Source organism: Amycolatopsis sp. cg13 (assembly GCF_041346965.1).
In the GTDB taxonomy this organism is placed as follows: Bacteria; Actinomycetota; Actinomycetes; order Mycobacteriales; family Pseudonocardiaceae; genus Amycolatopsis.
Genome location: NZ_CP166848.1, coordinates 4,671,885 through 4,694,066 on the forward strand (window position 1 = coordinate 4,671,885; position 22,182 = coordinate 4,694,066).

The 22,182-nt window shown below is 68.3% G+C and carries 23 protein-coding genes; 11 read left to right on the plus strand and 12 right to left on the minus strand.

The window, feature by feature from the left end; all coding sequences use genetic code 11:
- Positions 1–11: 11 nt before the first annotated feature.
- Positions 12–179, minus strand: a complete 168-nt coding sequence (locus AB5I40_RS21350) for a DUF3117 domain-containing protein (protein WP_005155393.1) — start codon at positions 177–179, stop codon at positions 12–14.
- Between the two features lie 202 nt (positions 180–381).
- Here AB5I40_RS21350 and AB5I40_RS21355 point away from each other — a divergent pair, with 202 nt between their 5' ends.
- On the plus strand, positions 382–1,176 hold the full coding sequence (locus AB5I40_RS21355) for an enoyl-CoA hydratase-related protein (protein ID WP_370940281.1): 795 nt from the start codon (positions 382–384) through the stop codon (positions 1,174–1,176).
- 208 nt (positions 1,177–1,384) lie between these two features.
- On the opposite strand, the gene AB5I40_RS21360 is transcribed toward AB5I40_RS21355, so the two are convergent.
- Genes AB5I40_RS21360 through AB5I40_RS21380 form a run of 5 tightly spaced genes read right to left on the minus strand, consistent with a single transcriptional unit; the run spans position 1,385 to position 3,731 of the window.
- Positions 1,385–1,948 (minus strand): DNA-3-methyladenine glycosylase I, encoded by a 564-nt coding sequence (locus AB5I40_RS21360; RefSeq protein ID WP_370940282.1) that lies wholly within the window; start codon positions 1,946–1,948, stop codon positions 1,385–1,387.
- Positions 1,945–2,400, minus strand: a complete 456-nt coding sequence (locus AB5I40_RS21365; RefSeq protein ID WP_370940283.1) for an SRPBCC family protein — start codon at positions 2,398–2,400, stop codon at positions 1,945–1,947. The genes AB5I40_RS21360 and AB5I40_RS21365 overlap by 4 nt, the downstream gene beginning before the upstream one ends.
- The gene (locus tag AB5I40_RS21370; RefSeq protein WP_182894391.1) at positions 2,393–2,722 is read right to left on the minus strand and encodes a DivIVA domain-containing protein; all 330 of its coding nucleotides are present in this window, start codon (positions 2,720–2,722) and stop codon (positions 2,393–2,395) included. The genes AB5I40_RS21365 and AB5I40_RS21370 overlap by 8 nt, the downstream gene beginning before the upstream one ends.
- Positions 2,719–3,417 (minus strand): permease prefix domain 1-containing protein, encoded by a 699-nt coding sequence (locus AB5I40_RS21375; protein WP_370940284.1) that lies wholly within the window; start codon positions 3,415–3,417, stop codon positions 2,719–2,721. The genes AB5I40_RS21370 and AB5I40_RS21375 overlap by 4 nt, the downstream gene beginning before the upstream one ends.
- Complete coding sequence (locus tag AB5I40_RS21380; RefSeq protein ID WP_344288659.1) at positions 3,414–3,731, minus strand: helix-turn-helix transcriptional regulator; 318 nt, start codon at positions 3,729–3,731, stop codon at positions 3,414–3,416. The genes AB5I40_RS21375 and AB5I40_RS21380 overlap by 4 nt, the downstream gene beginning before the upstream one ends.
- 140 nt (positions 3,732–3,871) lie before the next feature.
- Between AB5I40_RS21380 and AB5I40_RS21385 the strand changes: the two genes are divergently transcribed.
- From AB5I40_RS21385 to cydC, 4 genes are read left to right on the plus strand one after another with little or no spacing between them, the layout of a single operon-like run.
- Complete coding sequence (locus AB5I40_RS21385; protein ID WP_370940285.1) at positions 3,872–5,035, plus strand: cytochrome ubiquinol oxidase subunit I; 1,164 nt, start codon at positions 3,872–3,874, stop codon at positions 5,033–5,035.
- 3 nt (positions 5,036–5,038) lie between these two features.
- Positions 5,039–6,022 carry a cytochrome d ubiquinol oxidase subunit II gene (locus AB5I40_RS21390; RefSeq protein WP_370940286.1) on the plus strand — a complete coding sequence of 328 codons (984 nt, stop codon included), beginning with the start codon at positions 5,039–5,041 and terminating at the stop codon, positions 6,020–6,022.
- 12 nt (positions 6,023–6,034) lie between these two features.
- Entirely contained in the window at positions 6,035–7,534 is a 1,500-nt protein-coding gene (cydD, locus tag AB5I40_RS21395) for a thiol reductant ABC exporter subunit CydD (protein WP_370940287.1), read from the plus strand.
- Positions 7,531–9,039: a thiol reductant ABC exporter subunit CydC gene (gene cydC, locus AB5I40_RS21400; RefSeq protein WP_370940288.1), complete on the plus strand. Its 1,509-nt coding sequence runs from the start codon at positions 7,531–7,533 to the stop codon at positions 9,037–9,039. Before cydD ends, cydC begins: the two co-directional genes overlap by 4 nt.
- On the opposite strand, the gene AB5I40_RS21405 is transcribed toward cydC, so the two are convergent.
- Both AB5I40_RS21405 and AB5I40_RS21410 read right to left on the minus strand, forming a co-directional pair.
- Entirely contained in the window at positions 9,023–9,616 is a 594-nt protein-coding gene (locus AB5I40_RS21405) for a hypothetical protein (RefSeq protein WP_370940289.1), read from the minus strand. The genes cydC and AB5I40_RS21405 overlap by 17 nt on opposite strands.
- A 95-nt stretch (positions 9,617–9,711) precedes the next feature.
- Complete coding sequence (locus AB5I40_RS21410; RefSeq protein WP_370940290.1) at positions 9,712–10,617, minus strand: glucosyl-3-phosphoglycerate synthase; 906 nt, start codon at positions 10,615–10,617, stop codon at positions 9,712–9,714.
- Between the two features lie 54 nt (positions 10,618–10,671).
- On the opposite strand from AB5I40_RS21410, the gene AB5I40_RS21415 reads away from it, so the two are divergent.
- The gene (locus AB5I40_RS21415) at positions 10,672–11,346 is read left to right on the plus strand and encodes a lysophospholipid acyltransferase family protein (RefSeq protein ID WP_354751007.1); all 675 of its coding nucleotides are present in this window, start codon (positions 10,672–10,674) and stop codon (positions 11,344–11,346) included.
- 4 nt (positions 11,347–11,350) lie between these two features.
- On the opposite strand, the gene AB5I40_RS21420 is transcribed toward AB5I40_RS21415, so the two are convergent.
- Both AB5I40_RS21420 and AB5I40_RS21425 read right to left on the minus strand, forming a co-directional pair.
- Positions 11,351–11,893 carry a TIGR00730 family Rossman fold protein gene (locus tag AB5I40_RS21420; RefSeq protein WP_370940291.1) on the minus strand — a complete coding sequence of 181 codons (543 nt, stop codon included), beginning with the start codon at positions 11,891–11,893 and terminating at the stop codon, positions 11,351–11,353.
- The gene (locus AB5I40_RS21425; protein WP_370940292.1) at positions 11,893–12,678 is read right to left on the minus strand and encodes a TIGR00730 family Rossman fold protein; all 786 of its coding nucleotides are present in this window, start codon (positions 12,676–12,678) and stop codon (positions 11,893–11,895) included. The genes AB5I40_RS21420 and AB5I40_RS21425 overlap by 1 nt, the downstream gene beginning before the upstream one ends.
- Before the next feature lie 359 nt (positions 12,679–13,037).
- Between AB5I40_RS21425 and AB5I40_RS21430 the strand changes: the two genes are divergently transcribed.
- Positions 13,038–15,128, plus strand: coding sequence for a M4 family metallopeptidase (locus tag AB5I40_RS21430; RefSeq protein ID WP_370940293.1), 2,091 nt, complete (start codon positions 13,038–13,040; stop codon positions 15,126–15,128).
- Positions 15,129–15,315: 187 nt separating this feature from the next.
- Positions 15,316–16,374, plus strand: coding sequence for a chitinase (locus AB5I40_RS21435; RefSeq protein ID WP_370940294.1), 1,059 nt, complete (start codon positions 15,316–15,318; stop codon positions 16,372–16,374).
- A 733-nt stretch (positions 16,375–17,107) separates the two neighbouring features.
- On the opposite strand, the gene dapE is transcribed toward AB5I40_RS21435, so the two are convergent.
- Positions 17,108–18,181: a succinyl-diaminopimelate desuccinylase gene (gene dapE, locus AB5I40_RS21440; RefSeq protein ID WP_370940295.1), complete on the minus strand. Its 1,074-nt coding sequence runs from the start codon at positions 18,179–18,181 to the stop codon at positions 17,108–17,110.
- A 42-nt stretch (positions 18,182–18,223) separates the two neighbouring features.
- On the opposite strand from dapE, the gene AB5I40_RS21445 reads away from it, so the two are divergent.
- The 3 genes from AB5I40_RS21445 to AB5I40_RS21455 all read left to right on the plus strand — a co-directional run bounded on the left by AB5I40_RS21445 (position 18,224) and on the right by AB5I40_RS21455 (position 20,733).
- Positions 18,224–18,664, plus strand: coding sequence for a hypothetical protein (locus AB5I40_RS21445; RefSeq protein WP_370940296.1), 441 nt, complete (start codon positions 18,224–18,226; stop codon positions 18,662–18,664).
- 29 nt (positions 18,665–18,693) lie between these two features.
- Positions 18,694–19,674 (plus strand): 2,3,4,5-tetrahydropyridine-2,6-dicarboxylate N-succinyltransferase, encoded by a 981-nt coding sequence (dapD, locus tag AB5I40_RS21450; RefSeq protein ID WP_370940297.1) that lies wholly within the window; start codon positions 18,694–18,696, stop codon positions 19,672–19,674.
- 99 nt (positions 19,675–19,773) lie between these two features.
- Positions 19,774–20,733 (plus strand): CHAD domain-containing protein, encoded by a 960-nt coding sequence (locus tag AB5I40_RS21455; RefSeq protein ID WP_370940298.1) that lies wholly within the window; start codon positions 19,774–19,776, stop codon positions 20,731–20,733.
- On the opposite strand, the gene AB5I40_RS21460 is transcribed toward AB5I40_RS21455, so the two are convergent.
- The gene (locus AB5I40_RS21460) at positions 20,726–22,123 is read right to left on the minus strand and encodes an FAD-dependent monooxygenase (RefSeq protein WP_370940299.1); all 1,398 of its coding nucleotides are present in this window, start codon (positions 22,121–22,123) and stop codon (positions 20,726–20,728) included. The genes AB5I40_RS21455 and AB5I40_RS21460 overlap by 8 nt on opposite strands.
- Positions 22,124–22,182: the final 59 nt, after the last annotated feature.

Below are 22,182 nucleotides of genomic sequence, written 5' to 3' on the forward strand. Positions count from 1 at the left end.
GAGAGCGCAGGTCAGCCAGTGACCTCCTGCAGCGCAGCGCCGAGGTCCTTCGCTTCCTCCGCGGAGAGCTCGACGACCAGCCGGCCGCCACCCTCCAGTGGCACCCGCATGACGAGGCCCCGCCCCTCCTTGGTCACTTCGAGGGGACCATCTCCGGTCCGGGGCTTCATGGCCGCCATAGCGTGCTCCCTCCGTCTCAACCGGCGCGCCCGGGTCGCGCACTCCCATGCCAGCCGGGTCTCGTCCCCCATTGTCCCTCATCAGCGCCCGGGCGCGAACGCGGACCGATCATTTGCCGCCGCATCGGTGCTGGTATGCCGCCCGCCGAGGGTGCGAGACTCAGTCCCGAGAACCCGAGCCGCCGCTTCAGAGGAGCATTTCGTGACCACATCCGACGTCCTGTTGACCGCCGACGCCGACGGCGTGCGCACCCTGACCCTGAACCGGCCGGAGGCGTACAACTCGCTGACCGTCGAGCTCAAGGAGCGCCTGATCGCCGAGCTGCGCGCGGCCGCCGAGGACCCGGACGTCCGCGCGGTCGTGCTCACCGGGACCGGCAAGGCGTTCTGCGCCGGCCAGGACCTCAAGGAGCACGTCGGCCTGCTGCAGGCGAACGACCCGGCCCCGCTGCACACGGTCAGCGACCACTACAACCCGATCGTCAAGGCCATCACCGGGATGCCGAAGCCGGTCATCGCGGCGGTGAATGGGACCGCGGCTGGGGCTGGGGCGGCCTTCGCGTATGCGAGTGATCTGCGGATCGCGGCTGAGTCGTCGTCGTTCTTGATGGCGTTCGCGAATGTCGGGTTGGGGCCGGATTCGGGGGCGTCTTGGACGTTGCAGCGGCTCATTGGGTACGGGCGGGCTGCTGAGTTGATGTTGATGGCTCGGACTGTGGACTCGGCTGAGGCTCTGCGGATCGGGCTGGTGGGGGAGGTTGTGCCGGACGAGGAGCTCGCGGCTCGGGCACAGAAGGTGGCGGCGAAGTTGGCCGGGGGGCCGACTGTGGCTTACGCGAAGATCAAGAGCGTGTTGGGGGTGGCGGCGGAGTCTTCGTTGGAGGAGGCGTTGGAGGCTGAGGATGCTGCGCAGACTGCTCTCGGCTCCACCGCTGATCATGCTGAGGCGGTTGAAGCCTTTGTGGGGAAGAGGAAGCCTAACTTTCAGGGGAAGTAGCACCGCGGGCTTCGCCGCGGAAAAGAGAGGTGCGGTGGGGCACCCCGAAGCTTGATTGTGCTGACGGTCTGGGGTGCTTCATATCGGGGTGCGGGGGAGGGGCTGGGTGCACCGATTGTTGGGTGCATCGGCGGCGGTTTTAGGGACATGAGGGCCACCCTGAGGGAATCTGGTTCCCTCAGGGTGGCCCTCACGTACACGTACCTCGTCAGGCTGCGCGGAAGCAGCCCTTTACGTGGTCGTCGACCATGCCGGTGGCTTGCATCAGGGCGTAGCAGGTGGTGGGGCCCAGGAAGGCGAAGCCGCGTTTCTTCAGGTCCTTGGCCATTGCCTTCGACTCGTCGGTGATCGCGGGTACGTCAGCCATGGTGCGGGGGCGGCGGTGCTTCGTTGGGGCGAAGGACCACAGCAGCTTGTCCAGCGGGATGTCCAGGTCTGCTATAGCGCGGGCGTTCTTCACCGCGGCCTCGATTTTCGCGCGGTTGCGGACGATTCCGGCGTCCTGCATCAGGCGTTCGACGTCCTTCTCGCCAAAGCGCGCGACCTTCTCCGGCACGAAACCCCGGAAGGCTTTTCGGAAGTTTTCGCGCTTGCGCAGGATGGTGATCCAGGACAGTCCGGACTGGAACGACTCTAGGCACAGGCGTTCGTACAGCTCGGCCTCGCCGTGGAGCGGGACGCCCCATTCCTCGTCGTGGTACGTCGCGTAGTCGGGGGCTGAGTTGCCCCAGCTGCAGCGGGCGATGCCGTCTTCGCCCAACAGTTCCGTCATTGTTCCCCCATTGAATAGTTCTCCGCGAACCTCGCGAACTGGCGCAGCGAATGGCGCACGCCGAGCGCGAACGCTGGGCGCGCCAGGGGCCAGCCTGCGCGGCCTAGCAGGCCGAACGGCAGTTTGAGGTGTTCGGCCCACACGAAGGTGCAGTTGCTGGCGCCCTTGGACAAGACCTGGAAGACGCCGGTTCCCTGCACGAGGCTGCCCAGGTGGCGCACGGTGCAGCGCAGGGGCGGTTCCCAGGTGGTGATTTCCATGGTGTCGGTGAAACCGATGCCGCCGAAGCCGGTGAAGGCCGACAGCTTCGAGCCGACGCTGCGGCCGTTGCCTTCGACGACCCGCACCTGCGTGCCCAGCATCCACTCGCCTTGGCGGGCCCAGTCGGTGAGCGCTAGCCAGGTCGTGCCAGCCGGTGCCGCGACGTCTACCGACAGCACCAGGTCACTCACCTGCCGGCCTCCGGTGCGCCGCTTCGCGCGGTTGCTGCGCGGCTTCGAGACGGGCGACCCGTTCGCGCAGTTCGTCCAGTTCAACGCCGGTCCGGCGCAGCACCCAGTCCACTTCGGACATCTTGTACCCGCGGAACACGAGCTGGAAGCGCACTTGCCGGACGTCCTCGCCGGTGATGTCCTCGGCGGGCAGGCGCGTGGGCGAGCTGCCGGGCGGCAGCGGCGCCAGTTCCTCGCCCCGGCCGAACACCACAGCGGCCAGGAGGAACACCACGGCGGCCACCAGCAGCATGACTACGAGGTAGATCAGCGCGGTCGTCACGCGACGATCGTGGCACACCGTCCCCAGGAACGTCGCGCTAGCACGACAAGTCGGAACGACAGGACCACCCACGAGACCATCAGCAAGCCGCACGGACCGCTGAGGAACAGGCGTGCGGCGTCGACCACGCTGGTCGCTCCGATCAGCAGCAGGATCGAGAACAGGTTGAGGCCCACCGCGATCGCGGCCAGCACCCGGCAGACGCTGGCCGTGCGCGCCCCGCCGAACCGGCGGCTCAGCAACCTCGTGCTCAGCAGGGCGAGAAGGCCCAGCACGGGCACGGCGTAGAGCGCGGCGTGGGTGAGTTGCGTGACGTACGGGTACCAGCCGGGGTTCGGGGTGGTCAGCCGCGACCAGGAACCGTAGGTGAAGATGCGCGCCAGCTCCCACGACGCCTGCATCGCGGGCACGCCGAGGACCAGCAGCCACAACGTCCGCACGCCGTTGTGCACGCTCAGTTCCGCTTGGTAGTCACCGGCAACCTCGCGTACGTGGCCGAAATCCGCTACCGCACGACGCTGCGCTTCCGTCTCGCTCCAGCCGCCCTCGCGGTACGCCTCGGCCGCGTCCCGCAGGCCGTCGCGGGCTTCGGCGAGCAGGTCCGCCTTCGTGCCGCGGCGGCCGACCAGCACCCGGTCCAACTCGGCCAGGTAGCCGTCGATCGGGCTGGTCGCGGCCCGGCTTGTCGTGGTCATGGTTCCAGCACCCCGCCGATCACCGTGGTGAACTCCCGCCACTGCGACCGTTCCGCGGCCAGTGCCTGCTGCCCGGCGCGAGTGAGCCGGTAGGTGCGCCGCTTGCGGCCGGACACCACGTCCCATTCGCTCGCCAGCCAGCCGGCGCGCTCGAGCCGGCGCAATGCCGGGTACACCGTGCCGGTGGGCAGGTCGAGCGCTCCGTCGCTGCGCAGCGACAGCGCCTCGATGATCGCGTAACCGTGCAGCTTGCGGCCGTCGAGGACGGCGAGCAGCAACGCGTCGAGGTGTCCGCGCAACGTGTCCGCTTTCATAGGTCGGCAGTCTACTCATCTTGTCCCTGGCAGGCTAATCTCCGCCGCCCGAGCGGCCGTCCGGGAAAAACCCTGAGATCACCCCGATCTCATAGATTTGCCCGCTACAGGTAGCCAGTCTACGTATAGGCTCCGTCGGCATGGACCCACTGCCGATCGCGAGACTCCAGTTCGCGACTACCACCTCGCTTCACTTCCTGTTCGTGCTGCTCACCTTGGGTTTGGTGACCATGGTGGCGATCATGCAGACGCGCGCGACGATCCGCGACGACGACCAGCCGCACCGGATGACCGCGTTCTGGGGCCGTCTGTACGTGGTCAACTACGCACTCGGAATCGTCACCGGAATCGTGATGGAATTCCAGTTCGGGATGGCCTGGACCGGACTGTCCGCGTTCGCCGGGGACGTTTTCGGCGCGCCGCTCGCGATCGAGACGCTGGTGGCGTTCTTCCTGGAATCGACGTTCCTCGGATTGTGGATCTTCGGCCGCGGCCGGATGAACAAGTGGCTGCATCTGGCGGTGCTGTGGCTGGTCACGCTGACCGCGTACGCCTCGGCGCTGTTCATCATGGTCGCCAACTCCTTCCTGCAGAACCCGGTGGGCTCGCGGATGGAGAACGGCGTGCTGCGCCTGGACGACTTCGGCGCGTTGTTCGCCAACCCGGCGCTGGTCGCGTCGCTTCCGCACGTCATCGGGGCCGCGCTGCTGACTGGCGGGTTCTTCGTGACCGGGGTCAGCGCGTACCACTTTCTCAAGCGCACCAGCGAGATCGACTTCTTCCGCCGGTCGCTGCGGATGGGCGTCGTGACGTCGCTGATCGGGAGCGTGCTGGTGGTGCAGGCCGGGTTCGCGCAGTTCGCGGAGGTCGCCGGGTATCAGCCGGACAAGTTCAAGGGCTCGGTGGCCGTCGGGCTGCCGCTCGGGATGATGATCAATGTCGGCTTCTTCGCATTCTTCGCTGCGCTGATCGGCACGCTGCTGTTGTTCCGTGACCGGCTGCTGCGGGCGCGGCCGGTGCTCTTCCTGATGGTGCCGGGGATCGCGGTGCCGTTCGTCGCCGCGATCCTGGGCTGGCTGGTCCGCGAAATCGGCCGTCAGCCGTGGCTGGTGTGGGGCAAGCTGCGCACCGCGGACGCGGTCGCCGACGTCAGCGGCGGGCAGATTCTGTTCTCCTTCATCGCTTTCACGTTGTTGTTCGTCGTGCTGGCCATCGCCGACTGGGTGCTGCTGGCGCGGATCGCCAAACGCGGTCCGGCTGTCGCGGCGGTGGAACCCGAGCTTCCTGTCCTGAGTGGAGTGTGACCCGTGGTGACGATCTGGTGGGGTGTGCTCGGTTTGCTGCTGGGCGGCTACTTCGCGCTGGCTGGCTACGACTACGGCGTCGGGATGCTGCTGCCCGCGCTCTCCCGATCCGGCGACGAGGCTGGACAGCGGCGCGTGCTTGGCGCCGTGGGACCGTTCTTCCTGGCCAACGAGGTGTGGCTGGTCGCGGCGGTCGGCGTGCTGTTCGGCGCGTTCCCGCATCTGGAGGGACGGGTGTTCGCCGGGGCTTACGTGCTGGTGGTGTTGTTGCTGCTGGGATTGGTCACGTTCACCGCGGCAGTGCAGCTGCGCAGTCGGCATCCGGAGGGCAACCGGCGCGGGTGGACGTTCGCCATTGCCGCGGGTGCGCTGGTCACGGCGGTCTCGTGGGGGTTGTTCCTCGGCAACCTCGTGCGCGGGCTTCCACTCGACGCGCAAGGCCGTCCGGTCGACGACGTTCTGGCGCTCTTCAATCCGTATGCGGCACTGTGGGGACTCGGGTTCGTCGCGCTGTTCTGCTTGCAGGGACTAGTTTTTCTCGCGGTGCGCGGTCCGGTGGAGATCGCCGGGCGGGTTCGACGGCTTACTCGATCATTTCTGGCTCCGGTCGGAGTCTTCCTGGTGGCAGCAACGGTTTGGGGAGCTTTCTCCGGCGGTTCCTTGGCCGCCTTGGTCGTGGTGGCAATCGCCTTCGCTGCTTACTTGACCATCCTTTTCGGACTCAATCGGCCACGGTTGGCCCTGCCCGCCGCAATGCTGCTGAGCGCTTGCCCTGCATTGCTGGTCGGTGTGCTGCGGTTCCCAGTCGTCCTGTCGTCCACGACGGGCTACCACTTGACCGTCGGTCAGGCTGCCACCACGCCGGACATGGCCGCGGTGATCGGCTGGTTCGCCGCACCCGCGCTTCTTGTGCTGGTCGTCGTGCAGTGGCTGACCTGGCGAGCGCATCGGCGTCCGGTCGACGAGAAATCGTTGCTGCACTTCTGAAGGAGTCTCGCCATGCCCGCGCTACCTGGTCTCCGCGGCTACCTCGCGGCGCTCGCCGTGCTGAGCGTCGTCACCGCTGTCACCGTGCTCGTCCGGGCGGACGGGCTGGCGACCCTGCTCACCGGCGGCGGCATTTCGATTGCCCTGTTCGTCGCCGTCGGGGCGCGGATTCTGCTCGCCGTCGGACAGGGCCTGCTCACCAGCCGCTTTACGGCTTCGGCACAAGCAGGCATGCGTCGCCGGTTGCTCGACGCGACCGGCAACCCCGGCGCGACGGCCACCCGAATCACCAAAGGCGTCGATGCCACCGCGACCTATCTCGCCGGATACCTGCCCGCGATGGTCCTGTCAGTGCTGGTTCCGATCGCCGTACTGGCAAGGCTTTTCACCGCTGATCTGACCTCCGCATTGATCGTGACCGCCACCGTTCCGCTGATCCCGATCTTCGGGGCGCTAATCGGTGCGCACACGAAGGCGCGTACACAGTGGACACTCCTCACCAGGCTGGGCGGGCACTTCCTCGACGTCGTCCGCGGTTTGCCGACGCTCAAGTTGTTCGGCCGTGCGCAAGCCCAGACCCGCATCGTGCGCGAGATGGCCGATGCGCACGCCGACGCCACCATCCGGACGTTGAAAGTCGCCTTCCTTTCCGCGCTGGTGCTGGAACTGGTCGCCACCCTCTCGATCGCGCTCGTCGCGGTACCGATCGGATTCCGGCTGTTGTCCGGCTCGATGACCGCGCACACCGCGATGCTGATCCTGGTTCTCGCCCCTGAGGCGTACTTGCCACTGCGCGCAGCCGGAGCGAAGTTCCACGCTGCCACCGAAGGACTCACGGCGTTGAAAGAGATCCTTGCCGCACCAAACGCAATCCGCCGATCCGGCACGCAGACCCGTCGCCTCGGCCCGCCGGAAGTGGTGTTCGACCACGTCTGCGTGCATTACGGCGAAACCCGGGCGCTGTCCGAAGTGGACCTGACAATTCACCCCGGCGAGCACCTCGCCTTGGTCGGACCGAGTGGTTCCGGCAAGTCCACCCTGCTCGCGGTACTGCTGGGTTTCGTGCAGCCGACCTCCGGCCGGGTCCTGATCGACGGCGTCGACCTGCGAACCCTCGACCATTCGTCCTGGCTGAGCGACACCGCGTGGCTGCCGCAACGTCCGACGCTGTTTCGCGGCACCCTCAAGGAAAACACCGGCGGACGCCGGGTCGACGACATCGTCACCGACCTTCCCGACGGCTACGCGACACAGATCGGCGAACTGGGCGCTGGACTGTCCGCCGGGCAACGTCAACGCGTCGGCCTGGCCCGCGCCTTGTCCCGGACCGAAGCCGGACTGGTCCTGCTGGACGAACCCACCGCCCGCCTCGACGCGCGCACCGAAGCAACCGTGCTGGCAGGAGCGAGGGAACTGCTGCCCGGCCGCACCGCGGTCCTGGTCGCGCACCGACCGGCGCTGGCTGCGCTCGCGTCGCGGACGGTCGAACTCAACCACGGGGTGACAGTATGAAACTCGTCCGCGCGACCCTGCTCGCCGTCGGCGCCGAACTCGCCGGGCTCGGACTGACCGGCACCGCGGCCTGGCTGCTCATGCGCGCCGCCGAACAGCCGCCGCTCGCCGCGCTCACGCTCGCGATCGTCGCCGTGCGGGTTTTCGCCCTGGCGCGCGGCGGACTCCGGTACGCCGAACGCCTTGCCGGACACGACGTTGTCCTCCGCTACCTCGGTTCCCTGCGGACCCGGGTGTACCAAGCCCTTCTCCCCCGCCGCGTCGCCGAACACTCCGGCGCGGATCTGGTCACGCGCCTGGTGTCCGATGTGGACGCCGTACAGGACGCCATTCTCCGGCTCGCGCTACCGGCTGTCGTCGCGGGAACCGTCGGTATCGCGGTGGTTATTTTCGCCGGTCTGGTAAGCCTTCCGCTCGCCGGTGTTGTCCTCATCGGACTGCTCGCAACAGGATTCCTGATGTTTCCCAGAGGAAAAACACCCGAGAGACGGCAGGAACTCGCCGAACGCACCGTAGAACTCGTCCTCGGCCGCAACGAACTGATCGCCCACGGCTGGGAACAACGCGAGAAAGACCGCGTTACCAAAGTGATCCAGGAACTAGCCGCGGACTCCCGTCGCACCGGCCGCCGCCTAGCCCTGGCCACCGCCGCCGGAGTAGCCGTGCAATTCGCGACCACCGCCGCAGTCGCATCGCTCAGTCCGGCAAGCATCCCGGTCACCGCCGCCCTCACCCTGACCACGATGGCCCTGTTCGAACTGGTCCTGCCGCTGCTCACCGCCGTCGAGCGCACTCCCGAAATCCGGGCTTCGCTGAGCCGAGTACGCGCCGTCCTAGCCGCCCCAGCACCTGCCCCGGAACCCAGCCCCGGCCCAGGACATTTCCGGCTGACCAACGTCGGCGTGCACCATCCCGGCCGCCGCGCCGCGCTCGAAGGCATCGACCTCGACCTGCCGCCCGGCACCCGGCTGGGCATCCTCGGCCCGTCCGGAGCCGGAAAAACGACCCTGCTGCACGTCCTGCTCGGTTTCGTCTCCCCTGCGTCCGGCACGATCACCGTCGACGGCCGTCCCGTGACCGGGCCGCATCCCGCCGTCATCTCCGGAGCTCTCGCCGACGCGCATGTCTTCGCCACGACCGTCCGCGAAAACCTGCTGCTCGCCAACCCGGAAGCCACCGACGACGACCTGCGCGCCGCCTGCGAAACCGCGGGCTTCGACCTCCCGCTGGACCGAGACACCGGCCAAGACGGGGACGCTCTCTCCGGCGGTCAACGCCAACGGCTGATCCTCGCCCGCGCCGTCCTCGCCGCACCGCCCGTCCTGGTCCTCGACGAACCGGTGGAAGGCCTCGATCCCGCACACGGCGACGAAGTCCTGGCGCGAGTTCTCGCGCAGGCGAGGGGAACCGTCGTGCTGGTGACGCACCGGCCGGAGCACGTCGCCGGATTCGACCAGGTCCTCACCGTCGAGGAAGGGCGACTAGCGCTCACGCTTCCCGGGTGAGCTGGATCGGCGGGTCCATCGGATCGAGGTGGAGCCGATCAAGGGCGTCGACGTGCGGCTGCGATTCCGGCGAACCCCGGAAGAGCGCGACGACGACATTCGTGAGCCGGACCCGTCCGCCGCCGAGGTGGGTGATCCCCTTCGGCTCGTCGAGCCCGGCCAGCCACTCGGCCTGCACCGGGTGCATCGCGGCGGTGTAGGTCCCGGTCCGGCCGGAACGGACCTCGCGGGCGGCCAGGACGTCGCCCCACCGGGCGAGCGTGAGGATCTCGTCGATCGCCAAGCGGATCTCGTCGCTTCCCCCGTAATCCATCGGCTGGTACCCGGCCCGGCGGGCAATTCCGCCGCTCCAATAGCTGGAGTCGTCGCCGGGCACGCTCCGGTAGACCGCCTGCCACGCGGGGCGGCGGTGATAAGGATGCGGAGCCAGCTCGGCCCAGCCGACCGGGAAGCCGTCCCGGCTGCCGTCGTCGACGAAGACCCGCACGGTCTTGCGGTCCGGCTGCCGAGCGAGCAGATTACGCCGTTTCAGCCGGGTCAAGGTGCCGATATCCAGCAGGTCTTTGAACACGTCCATCGCCCCCGCGAGTCGAATCGGATCGGCCCCGGAACGTAGCGCGCGGCGATGACATCTCGATGAAGCACGTGCACCCTGTCCACTGTGGACAGATGTCACGGCTGCCGGGCGGCCAGCACCTCTCGCATCGGGGGCCGGTCCAGCACCGGCACCTCCGTCACGTCCGGCACCCATTCCCCGGACACCTGCACGAACTGCGTGAACCGCGCCGCCTCCGCGCTCGGCATTCCGCAGCGGGCCAACGCCGTGCCGAGGATCTGCCGGGCCATCACGCCGAGTTGGAGCAGCGACCGGTTGCGGTGCTTCCGCACGCCGAGGTTGACCTGCGCGAGCCCGTCGAGGCCGTAGCGCTCCTCGGCGTCCAGCAGCAGGCCGATCTCCACGCCGTACCCGCCGGCGAACGGCACCGACTCCAGGAACTCGCGCGTGCCCGCGTACTCGCCGCCCAGCGGCTGCACCAGCTCGCCCAGCGCCGGGCGCAGCGCGGACAACACCGGTCGCGCCAGCAGCTCGGTGACCCGGCCGCCGCCAGTGCTCTCCAGGCGCAGCGGGCGACGGTAGAAGCCTTTGACCAGGTGCACGCCGTCCTCGGTGAGCAGCGGACCGAGCAGCGAGGGCACGAACGCTGGGTCCGGGTCGACCAGGTCGGAGTCGAGGAACACCACCACGTCACCGGTCGTCGCGGCCAGCGAGCGCCACAGCACCTCGCCCTTGCCGGGGCGCGGCGGCAGCTCCGGCACGACGTCCTCGCGGCGCACCACGCGAGCCCCGGCGGCCGCGGCGACCTCGACGGTCGCGTCCGTGGAACCCGAGTCGACGACCACCAGCTCGTCGACGACCCCGCCGAGCAGCGGGCGCACCGACGCGACCACCGCGGCGACCGTTTCCTCCTCGTCCAGCGCCGGCAGCACGACCGACACGGTCCGGCCGCGTTTGGCGGCGAGGATGTCCGCGGCGCTCCACCCGGGCTCCTGCCAGGTGCGACGGTGAAACCAGCTCATGGAGGCGATCGTGCCATGCTGGAGCCGGTGCCCGATCCTCCGGAGGGAGAACCTTTGCTCACGCTGCTCGTCCGTTTCGTGCTCGGACCGCTGGTCCGCGCGCTGTACCGGCCCAAGGTCGAGGGCGTGGAGAACATCCCCGGGGACGGTCCGGTCCTGCTCGCCTCCAACCACCGGGCGGCGCTGGACACCGGTGTGATCACGTTCACCACGCCGCGGCAGGTCCGGTTCCTCGGCAAGGCCGAGTACTTCACCGGCAAGGGGCTCAAGGGCCGGTTCATCGCGAAATCGCTCGACGCGCTCGGCTACATCCCGGTCGAACGCGGCAACGCACAGGCCGGGCTCGCCGCGCTCGAAGCGGGCCGCAAGGTCCTCACCGACGGCGGCGTGTTCGCGATCTACCCGGAGGGCACCCGCTCGCTGGACGGACGGCTGCACCGCGGGCACACCGGCGTCGCCGCGCTCGCGCTGTCCACCGGGGCGAAGGTGGTTCCAGTCGCGTTGTTCGGCACCGAGGGCATCCAGCCGAACGGCGCGAAAATCCCGCGGCCCGCCAAAATCCGGGTCCGGTTCGGCGAACCGCTGGACTTCTCGCGCTACGAGGGCCAGGACTCGTCCTCAGCGATCCGCCGGTCGGTCACCGACGAGATCATGTACGCGATCCTCGAGCTGTCCGGACAGGAATACGTCGACACCTATCACAAACGGCCCGACGAAAAAGCGTCCTGACGCGTTATCCGACCGAGCGGGTCATGATGTCGACCAGCTTGTCCGCATCGGACGCGACGCTGATCAGCTCCCGGGTTTCCGGCCGCAGGAAACCTTTCTCCAGCATCTGGTCGGCAAACGCCACCAGCGGCGAGTAATACCCGGCCACGTCGAGCAATCCGATCGGCTTGCGGTGGATGCCGAGCTGCGCCCACGTCCACACCTCGAACAGTTCCTCGAGGGTGCCGACGCCGCCGGGAAGCGCGACGAAAGCGTCTGACAGCGCGGCCATTTTCGCCTTGCGCTGGTGCATGTCCGCGACCACGTGCAATTCGGTGAGGCCGCCGTGCGCGATTTCCACGTCCGACAGCACTTCCGGGATCACGCCGACCACTTCGCCGCCCGCCTCGAGCGCGGCGTTGGCCACCACGCCCATGGTGCCGACGCTCGCGCCGCCGTAGACGAGGCCGATTCCCCGCTGTGCCAGCAGTTTCCCGACGCCGGCCGCCGCTTCGGCGTACTCCGGTGAAAAGCCCTGCGCCGAACCGCAGAACACACAGATCCGCATCAGTGCGTGTCCTCCCAAGCCTGATAAGACTCCTGCACGACGCGCACGGCGTCGTCGATGTCGTCGGTCAGATGCAGCAGAGCGAGGTCCTTCTCGCCGATTTTCCCGCTGCCCAGAACAGATTTCTCGATCCAGTCGTACAGCCCGCCCCAGTATTCGGTGCCGAAGAGCACCACCGGGAACTTCGTGACCTTCTTGGTCTGGACCAGCGTGAGCGCCTCGAACAGTTCGTCGAGCGTGCCGAATCCGCCGGGAAGGCAGATGAACGCCTGCGAATACTTGACGAACATGGTCTTGCGCGCGAAGAAATAGCGGAAGTTCACGCCGAGGTCGACCCACGGGTTCAGGCCCTGCTCGAACGGCAGCTCGATGCCGAGCCCGACGGAGAACCCGCCCGCCTCGTTCGCGCCGCGGTTCACCGCTTCCATCGCGCCGGGGCCGCCGCCGGTCATCACCGCGAACCCGGCGTCGGCGAGCGCGGCCCCGATCTTGCGGCCCAGTTCGTATTCCGGGTGCTCGCGCTTGGTGCGCGCCGAACCGAACACCGTCACCGCGCGCGGAACCTCGGCCAGCGCACCGAACCCTTCGACGAACTCGGCCTGGATGCGCAGCACGCGCCATGGGTCGGTGTGCACCCAGTCGCTCGGCCCCCGCGAATCGAGCAGCCGCTGATCGGTGGTGCTGCCCTGATCGCGCCGATCGCGCCGGAGCACCACCGGGCCCTTGTGCCGCTCCACCGGGCGTTCGGGGTACTGGCCGTCGGGAAACTCAGACTGTTCGCTCACCAGCCAAGCCTACGGGCCGATCCGCCGCGGCGGGCGCCCGCGTGGGCACCGGAGCGTGACGGATCGGTTGCCCGCGGCTGAACGCGCGAAAGCGGACCACCAGCGGGTTCCGGTCCTCCTACCAATGGCCGGTTGTCGGGAACTACCGACGAAAGTCGCCCGGCCCGTCCCGAATCGGCGTTTTCCCTGCTACGGGGCCACCTGAGCGGAATAGTCCTGATCGCTCCCGGGGTCCCGCTGGTCCGTTCAGCGCATTGACCGCCCCCGTGAGCGCTTTTTTACTCACGGTGTCCGCGGCCTGATCAGCCCAGCTCAACGCGTTGCGCTTTTCCCCATCGTGTACCCCGAAAGGACTGTCGATGACGTCCAGAAGAGGGCTCGCCACCGGCATCGCAAGTGTCGCCGGTCTCGCCCTTTCCCTGCTCGCGCTGCCGGTGACCCCGGCATCCGCGGCCCCCGCCCACCCCACCGCAGACCCGCAGGCGACCGCGATCGCGGCCGCAGACCGGGCCGCCGCCGCAGGCGCGGTCGGGCTCCGCAAGAGCTCGGCCGAGAGCCTGCACCGCGTCAGCACCACCCTGGGCGACGCCGGGCTGTATTACAACTCCTACGAGCGCACCTACGACGGCCTGCGGGTCGTCGGCGGGGATGCGGTGATCGTCGCCGACGGAACGGGTCGCGTGCGCGGCACCGACTCCGCGGACGGCGCGGCGATCACCGTGGGCACCACGCCTGCTGTCGACGCGGCGCGCGCGGCTTCGGTCGCCCGCGGCCAGCTGCCGACCGTGAGCACGGTGAGCAAGCCTGATCTGGTCGTTCTCGGCGGCGCACAGCCGAAACTGGCCTACGAGGTCGTCGTCAAGGGCCGTACCGCGAAGGCGCCGAGCAACCTGCACGTCTTCGTCGATGCCGCCACCGGCAAGGTCCTCGACCAGCGCGACGACGTGAAGGCCGAAAGCCCGGCCAAGTCCGCTTCGAACGCCGCGGCCCCCGCCGCGGCGGGCAACGGCAACAGCTACTACGCCGGCCAGGTCAGCATCGACACGAGCGGCTCCGGCAGCTCGTACTCGATGCGCGACTCGACCCGGCCCGGCATCAGCTGCGGCCGCGAGGGCGGCTCGGTGTTCACGAAGTCCAGCAACAACTGGGGCAACGGGCAGGGCACCGACCTCGAAACCGGCTGCGTCGACGTGCTCTACACGGTGCAGACCGAGTGGAACATGCTCAAGGACTGGCTGGGCCGCAGCGGCATCGACGGCAACGGCAACGGTTTCCCGGCCTCAGTCGGCCTGAACGACGTCAACGCCTACTGGGACGGCTCGTCCACCCACTTCGGGCACTCGCAGGACAACCAGCGCCAGGCGACGTCGATGGACGTGGCCGGCCACGAGTTCGGGCACGGCATCTTCCAGAACACGCCGGGCGGCGCGGGCTCGGGCAACGAGAACGGCGGCCTCAACGAGTCCACCGGCGACGTGTTCGGCGCGCTGACCGAGTTCTACGCGAACAACCCGGTCGACACCCCGGACTTCACCGTCGGCGAGGGCGTGAACCTGGTCGGCAACGGCCCGATCCGCTACATGTACGACCCGAGCCGCGAGGGCGACCCGAACTGCTACTCGTCGTCGATCCCGAACACCGAGGTGCACGCGGCGGCGGGCCCGCAGAACCACTGGTTCTACCTGCTGTCCGAGGGCACCTCGCCCACCGACGGCCAGCCGGCGAGCCCGACCTGCAACAACAGCAGCATCACCGGCATCGGCATCCAGAAGGCAGGCAAGATCTTCTACAACGGCCTGCTGCACAAGACCTCGTCCTGGAACCACAAGGCGGCCCGCAAGGCCACCCTGCAGGCGGCGGTCGACCTGTTCCCGGGCAGCTGCACCGAGTTCAACGCCACCAAGGCGGCGTGGGACGCGGTTTCGGTCGCCGCGGTCTCCGGTGAGGCCACCTGCACCGGCAACCCGCCCGCGGGCAACGACTTCTCGGTCAGCCTGTCGCCCTCGACCGCGACTGTCCAGCCTGGACAGTCCGCCACGTCGACGGTGACCACCAAGATCACCAACGGCAACGCGCAGTCGGTGAAGCTGACCGCGAGCGGCCTGCCCTCGGGCGCGACCGCGACGTTCAACCCGGCGACCGTCCAGTCCGGCGCCACCGCGACCGTCACGATCGCCACGACGGCCAGCACGCCGAACGGCACCAGCAAGGTCACGATCACCGCGACCGGCGCGAACGCCACCCACACGGCGGACTTCACGCTCACCGTGGGCAGCGGCAACCCGGGCGGCTGCGGCGGCGTGACGGCATGGGACTCGAACAAGTTCTACGGTCCGGGCGATGTCGTCTCGTACAAGAGCCACAAGTGGACCTCGTCGTGGTACTCCGTCGGCGCTGAGCCGGGTGCGCCCGGTTCCTGGGCCGTCTGGACCGACAGCGGGGCCTGCTGACGCAGTAATCTCTCCCTAGTTCCCCCAGACCAGCCGGGCACGGCGCTTCGTGCCCGGCTGGTCTCTTTTTTGTGGTTGTCCAGACCACCTTGGGCGAATTTGTCTAGACCATACGATCGGGGGTAGGCATCCCCCTCGCCCGCCGCTTACCGTTGCGGCAACACCGTTATTCGGACGGGAGCCCGTGATGAACGGACGGAAATCGCGCTGGTTCGGGACCGCAGTCGCGGCCCTGCTCGCACTGCCGCTAGCAGGAGTCGCCCCCGCCTCAGCCACCGCCGCACCGCAATCGGACACCTGCGCGGTCAAGCCGAGACCGTCGGGCTCAGTACTGCAGGGCTACTGGGAAAACTGGGACGGAGCCTCGAACGGCGTCCACCCCGGCATGGGCTGGGTGCCGATCAACGACCCGAGCATGGCCGCCCACGGCTACAACGTCATCAACGCCGCTTTCCCGGTGATCCTCTCCGACGGCACCGTGCAATGGGAAGACGGCATGGACGCCACGGTCAAGGTCTCCACGCCCGCCGAGATGTGCGCGGCCAAAGACGCCGGCGCCACCATCCTGATGTCCATCGGCGGCGCGGCAGCAGGCATAGATTTGTCGTCCAGCTCGGTCGCCGACAAGTTCGTCAGCACCATCGTGCCGATCCTGAAGAAGTACAACTTCGACGGAATAGACATCGACATCGAAACGGGCTTGTCGAGCAGCGGCGACATCAACACGCTGTCCGCCTCGCAGGCGAACTTGGAACGCATCATCGACGGCGTACTGTCGCAAATGCCCTCCGGATTCGGCCTGACCATGGCCCCAGAAACGGCATACGTCACCGGCGGCTCGGTCACCTACGGCTCGATCTGGGGCGCATACCTGCCGATCATCAAGAAGTACGTGGACAACGGCCAACTGTGGTGGCTGAACATGCAGTACTACAACGGTTCCATGTACGGCTGCTCCGGAGACAGCTACGAAGCCGGAACGGTGCAAGGATTTACGGTCCAGACGCAGTGCCTGGACAAGGGCCTGACCGTACAAGGCACCACCATCCGCGTCCCGGCCGACAAACAGGTCCCAGGCCTCCCAGCCCAACCAGGAGCAGGCGGCGGCTACATGGACCCCGGCTCGGTTTCGCAGGCCTACCAAAGCGTCCCGGGCCTCAAGGGCCTGATGGACTGGTCAATCAACTGGGACGGCTCAAGGGGTTGGACCTTCGGCGACAACGTGAAGTCGCTGCAAGGCCGCTAGACCGCTGCGGGCCGGGGTGCTGCGCAAAGCGCCGCCCCGGCCACAGCTCAACTTAGAAGGGCCGCCAGGGAACTCCCCCGGCGGCCCTGAGTTCGTGAGGGCCACCCTGACGGACTCTGATTCCCTCAGGGTTCCCCTCACGACCTTCCGCGCGCCGCACCACGCCGCACCACGCCGTGCCGTGCCGTGCCGTGCCGTGCCGTGCCGTGCCGTGCCGTGCCGTGCCGTGCCGTGCCGTGCCGTGCCGTGCCGTGCCGTGCCGTGCCGTGCCGTGCCGTGCCGTGCCGTGCCGTGCCGTGCCGTGCCGTGCCGTGCCGTGCCGTGCCGTGCCGTGCCGTGCCGTGCCGTGCCGTGCCGTGAGAGGCTCCTTCACGGACTTAGATTCCCTCAAGGGGCCCCTTCACGGACCGCCCACCACCCGCCAGAACGCGCCCCAATGCCGCATTGGGTGCATCCCACGCACCCAATGCGGCATTCGGTGCATCTGACGCACCCAACGCCACATTGGGGCGCAAGCCCCACCCCACCAACAAACCGCACCGACGCACCCAACGATCGAGGCACCCAGCCCCTCCCCCGCACCCCGATATGAAGCGTCCCTGCGGTCTGGGGGTGCTTGTCAAGGCATCTTTCCCGCCTTGACAAGCACCCCCAGACCGTCAGCACAATCAAGCTTCGGGGTGCCCCACGCACGCCAGGGCGCAATGTCGCCGCCAGGCGACGAGCCGAACCCTCAGCTAAGAAACTTCCTCAACACCTCAGCAACCCCCCGAATCTCCCCAACCCGAACATTCTCCTGCTGCGTATGCGCCAGCGTCGGATCCCCAGGCCCAAAATTCACCGCAGGCATCCCCAACGCAGCAAACCGAGCCACATCAGTCCACCCCAACTTAGCCGCAGCAGTCCCCCCAGCCGCAGCCACCAGCTCCGCAGCAGCAGGAGCAGACAACCCAGGCAACGCCCCAGGCGACATATCCACCAACGTCACATCAAACCCGTCAAACACCTCACGTACATGCGCCTCAGCCTCATCCGCACTACGATCCGGCGCAAACCGATGATTAACCGTCAACACAGCAGCATCAGGCACCACATTCCCAGCCACCCCACCAGAAATAGAAGTAGCCTGCAGCCCTTCCCGATAAGTCAGCCCGTCAATATCCACAACCCGAGCCGAATAAGAATCCAACCGCCGCAACGGCTCAGCCAACGCATGAATCGCGTTCGACCCCATCCAAGCCCGAGCAGTATGCGCCCGAGCCCCAGACGTCCGAACCTCAACCCGCAACGTCCCCTGACACCCAGCCTCAATCACCCCATTGGACGGCTCCCCCACAATCGCCAGATCCCCGACCAACCACTCAGGCAGTTCCCGCTCAATCCGCCCAAGCCCATTCTTAACAGCCTCAACCTCTTCATTATCATAAAAAACAAAAGTCACATCATGCCGAGGCTCCGGCAAAGTAGCGGCGAGATGCAAAAACACCGCATCCCCGCCCTTCATATCCACGGACCCCAACCCATGCAACACGGCATCGTCCCCAGAACCAGAACGACGAGAAGGCAAGTTGGCATTCTCCGGCACAGTATCCAAATGCCCAGCAAGAATCACCCGAGACCCACGCCCCAAATGAGTCCGCGCCAAAACAGCATCCCCATTACGAACAACCTCCAAATGCGGAGCCTGCTCAACCAACGCCCCCTGTACCAAGTCAGCAAGCCGCCCCTCCTCCCCGGAGACGCTGAACACATCCACAAGGGCAGCAGTGAGCTCGGCCGGATCGGCGCGCAGGTCAAGGGAGGTCATACCGGCACCGTACCCAGCCACGACGGGGGCTACCGTGAGGACGTGCGCACGCGAAGCTCCCTGGTCGCTCTCGGCGTCCTCGCCCTCGTCCTCACCGGCTGCAGCAACGAGGCCGGGCCCAAGGCCCGCCCTGGAGCCGGCGATCCGGGTCCGGACGCCCTGCCGACCAAGCTCGAGGCGCTGTCCGCCGACGCTTGCTTCACCGGCCCGCAGACGCAGCTGCCCAAGGGCTGTGAGAAATACGTCACCGAGGTCGGCAACACCGCCGGTTCGGTGCACAAGCTGGCGAAAGCGGGCAAGACGGTCAACCAGCCGCTCGACCGCGACGCGACCGCGATCGACCAGGCGGTCGGCGCGTTCCGCCAGGCAGGCTGCACCACCGTGCCGGCCCCGGGCGGGGAGTGCACGCAGGCGCTCGTGTCCATCTCGGCCGCGCTGACCGAGGTCAAGCAAAAGGTGAACCAGCTGGCCACCACGGGTTGATCCGGCCTGCTTCAGCTACCGTGACCAGCGTGAGCGAGCAGACCCCTGACCCCGAAACGACCGGCGCCGTCGGCGTCGGGCTGGCGACCGTCACGTCCGACGGGACTGTGCTGGACACCTGGTACCCGCACCCCAAGCTGGTCGACGCAGGCATCAGCGGCACCGAGCGGCTGACCGCGGAGCAGACCACCGAGCTGCTCGGCGAGTCCGCGGCCGCGCTGCTCGGCCCGGACACCGACCGCGGTGTCGAGGTCGTCGCGGTGCGCGTCACGATCGGCAGCCTTGCCACCGCGCCCGCCGACGCCCACGACGTCTACCTGCGCTTGCACCTGCTGTCGCACCGCCTGGTCCGGCCGCACGGGCAGAGCCTCGACGGCATCTTCGGCCTGCTGGCCAACGTCGTGTGGACCAGCCACGGCCCGTGCCCGGTCGAAGGCTTCGAGCAGACCCGGCTGCGGCTGCGGTCGCGCGGCGCGGTCGCCGTGTACGGCGTGGACAAGTTCCCGCGGATGGTCGACTACGTGCTGCCGACCGGTGTCCGCATCGCCGACGCCGACCGCGTGCGCCTCGGTGCGCACCTCGCGTCCGGCACCACCGTGATGCACGAGGGCTTCGTGAACTTCAACGCGGGCACGCTCGGCGCGTCGATGGTCGAGGGCCGCATCTCGGCGGGCGTGCTGGTCGGCGACGGCAGCGACGTCGGCGGCGGCGCGTCGATCATGGGCACCCTGTCCGGCGGCGGCACCGAGGTGATCTCGGTCGGCGAGCGCTGCCTGATCGGCGCGAACGGCGGCGCGGGCATCTCCCTCGGCGACGATTCGGTGATCGAGGCCGGGCTGTACATCACCGCGGGCACCAAGGTCGAGGTCGACGGCAAGACGGTCAAGGCACGCGAGCTGTCCGGCATCTCCGGCGCGGTCTTCCGGCGCAACTCCGCGACCGGCGCGGTCGAGGTCGTGCCGCGCGGCGGCGTCGGCATCAAGCTGAACGAAGCACTGCACGCCAACTGATCCAGCCTTCGAGAGGGTGCGCTTCCCGCTGCGGGGAGCGCACCCTCTCGCTGTTTCGGCGGACTCCGATCCGATCGTTGTTCACCTACCATTAACCAGGTGACTTCCGAAGCGACCAGCCGCCGCCGTACTCCGGAACCGACGACGCCGGCCGCACTCGGGCTCCCCGCCGAACCGGCGAAAGCGGACCCCGAGGCCCCGGCGGCCGCGCACGTGCGCGCCAAACTCGACCACGAACTGCGCGAACTGCTGTCCCGCGAACCGGGCACCCGGGCCGGTGCCGATCCGGAAGAACTGCACCAGATGCGCGTGGCGCAGCGGCGGATGCGCAGCGTGCTGAAATCGTCCAGCGCGCTGGTCGGGGCCACCGCGGAACCCGTGCGCGCCGACCTCGGCTGGCTGGGCCAGGTCCTCGGCGAGGTCCGCGACTACGACGTCCTGATCGGCCATCTGCGCGAGGTGATCGCCGGCTTCGACGTCCGAGACCAGGCCGCCGGACGACGGCTGGTGTCCCGCTTCGTCGCCGAACGCACCACCGCCCGCCGCCGGCTGAACCGGGCGCTGTCGAGCCCGCGGTACGCGACCCTGCTGCAGGGCATCGCCCAGCTGTCCCGCACCGCGGAGCACGAGATCGACGAAACACCGTCCGAGAAGCCCGGCCTGGCCGCGGACGTACGGAAGCCGTACCGAAAGCTCGCCCGCGCGGTCGCCGCCCTGCCGCCGAATCCGCCGGACGACGACCTGCACGCGCTGCGCATCCACGGCAAGAAGCTGCGCTACACCGCCGAATTGGCCCGATCGGCGGCGAAGAAGAAGCAGGCCGAAAAGCTGTCCGAACTGATCAAGGCGACGCGCAAATTCCAGACAGTCTTGGGCGATCACCAGGACGCGGTCTACGCCGCCGAGAAAGTGCGCGGTGCCCTGGCCAACGCGGACGCGGAGATCGGCTTCGTCGCCGGCCGCATCGTCGAACACGAGCTGGCGAAGCGAGCGCGAGCCCGAGCCGCGTGGCTCGATGTGTGGCACCGCATCGAAAAAGCCGAGCACGCGGTCATTTAACCGACCACACATAGCCGTCCGGCCGCACCAGCACCCGCTTCCCCGGCGCCCCCTCATAAGCCGCATAAGCGTGCCCGCCCGCGTCGACGAATTCCCCCGTCGACCCCTGCGGCGAAATCCGATAAGCCGGATGCTCCGTCCCCAGCTCTCCCTCGCCGAAGACCAGTTCTGTCGCATGTGGACCCCGGAACAGCTCGAACAGCCGCACCCCCTTGCCATTCCCGTCGACCAGCGGCGCGTCCGGCGCCCGATCCCCTGGCCGCAACGCACCCGTGCCCACCGGCGACAACGGCCCGCCGCGGTAAGTCAGGTCGAGCTGCTGCGTCTCCGGCCCGCGCTCGTGCGCGTCGTCCGCACCCTCCTTGTACTTCTCCAGCAACGCACTGCTCACCCCCAGCACCCGGGCCGCGACCGCGCGCCGTTCCGTTTCGTAGCTGTCCAGCAGCGAAGGCGATCCGTCGGCGAGCTTCCAGCCGAGGTTGTACGCGTCCTGCACGCCGGTGTTCAGTCCCTGTCCACCCGTCGGCGGGTGCACGTGCGCGGCGTCCCCGGCCAGGAACACCCGGCCCTTCCGGAACGCCGCGGCCAGCCGGATGTTCGGCCGCCACACCGTGGACCACGCCAGGTCGAGCAGCCGGATCCCGCCGCCGGACACCCGGTCCAGGTGTGCCTGCAACGCGCTCAGCGAGGCCTCCGCGGCACCGTCGCCGAGCGGGGAGGAGAACTGGAAGTGCGGCGTCCCCGCGAGCGGCGTGAAGGCGACGCCGGACATCGGCTCGTCCGCCGTCGCGAACCAGTACCCCGAGTCGTGGTCGAGCCCCTCCGCCGAGACGTCGCCCAGCAGCAGCCGGATCGACTCGTCCGTGGTCCCTTCGAAGGCGATCCCCAGCGCCTTGCGCACGAAGCTCTTCCCGCCGTCCGCGCCGACCAGGTACTCGACCCGCACCGTCTCCCCGGTCGACAGCTCAGCGGTGACGCCCTCGTCGTCCTGCGTGAAGCCGGTCAACGCCGTGTTCAGCTCGACCCGCACGCCGAACTCGGCCAGCCGGTCCCGCAGGATCCCCTCGGTCTGCGACTGCCCGAGGAACCAGGCATTCGGATACGGCACCGCCGGCGTCGGCTCGACCGGCTCGGCCATCCGCCGCACCATGGCGAACTTCCCGTCGAGGTACACCTTCATCGGATACGGCGGCGCGCCCGCGGCGAGCACCGCGTCCAGCACACCGAGATCCTCGAAAACCTCCATCGTCCGCGGCTGCAGCCCGTCGCCGCGCGAACCGGCGAAGTACTCCTCCGCCTTGTCCACCACCCGCACGCCGACCCCGCGCCGCGCCAGCTCGATCGCCAGCGTGAGCCCGGTCGGCCCCGCTCCCGCCACCAGCACCGTCATGTCCCTCGCCCCTCTCAGTGAATCTTGATTCAGTGAATTCGGATTCAGAATGCCCGCTG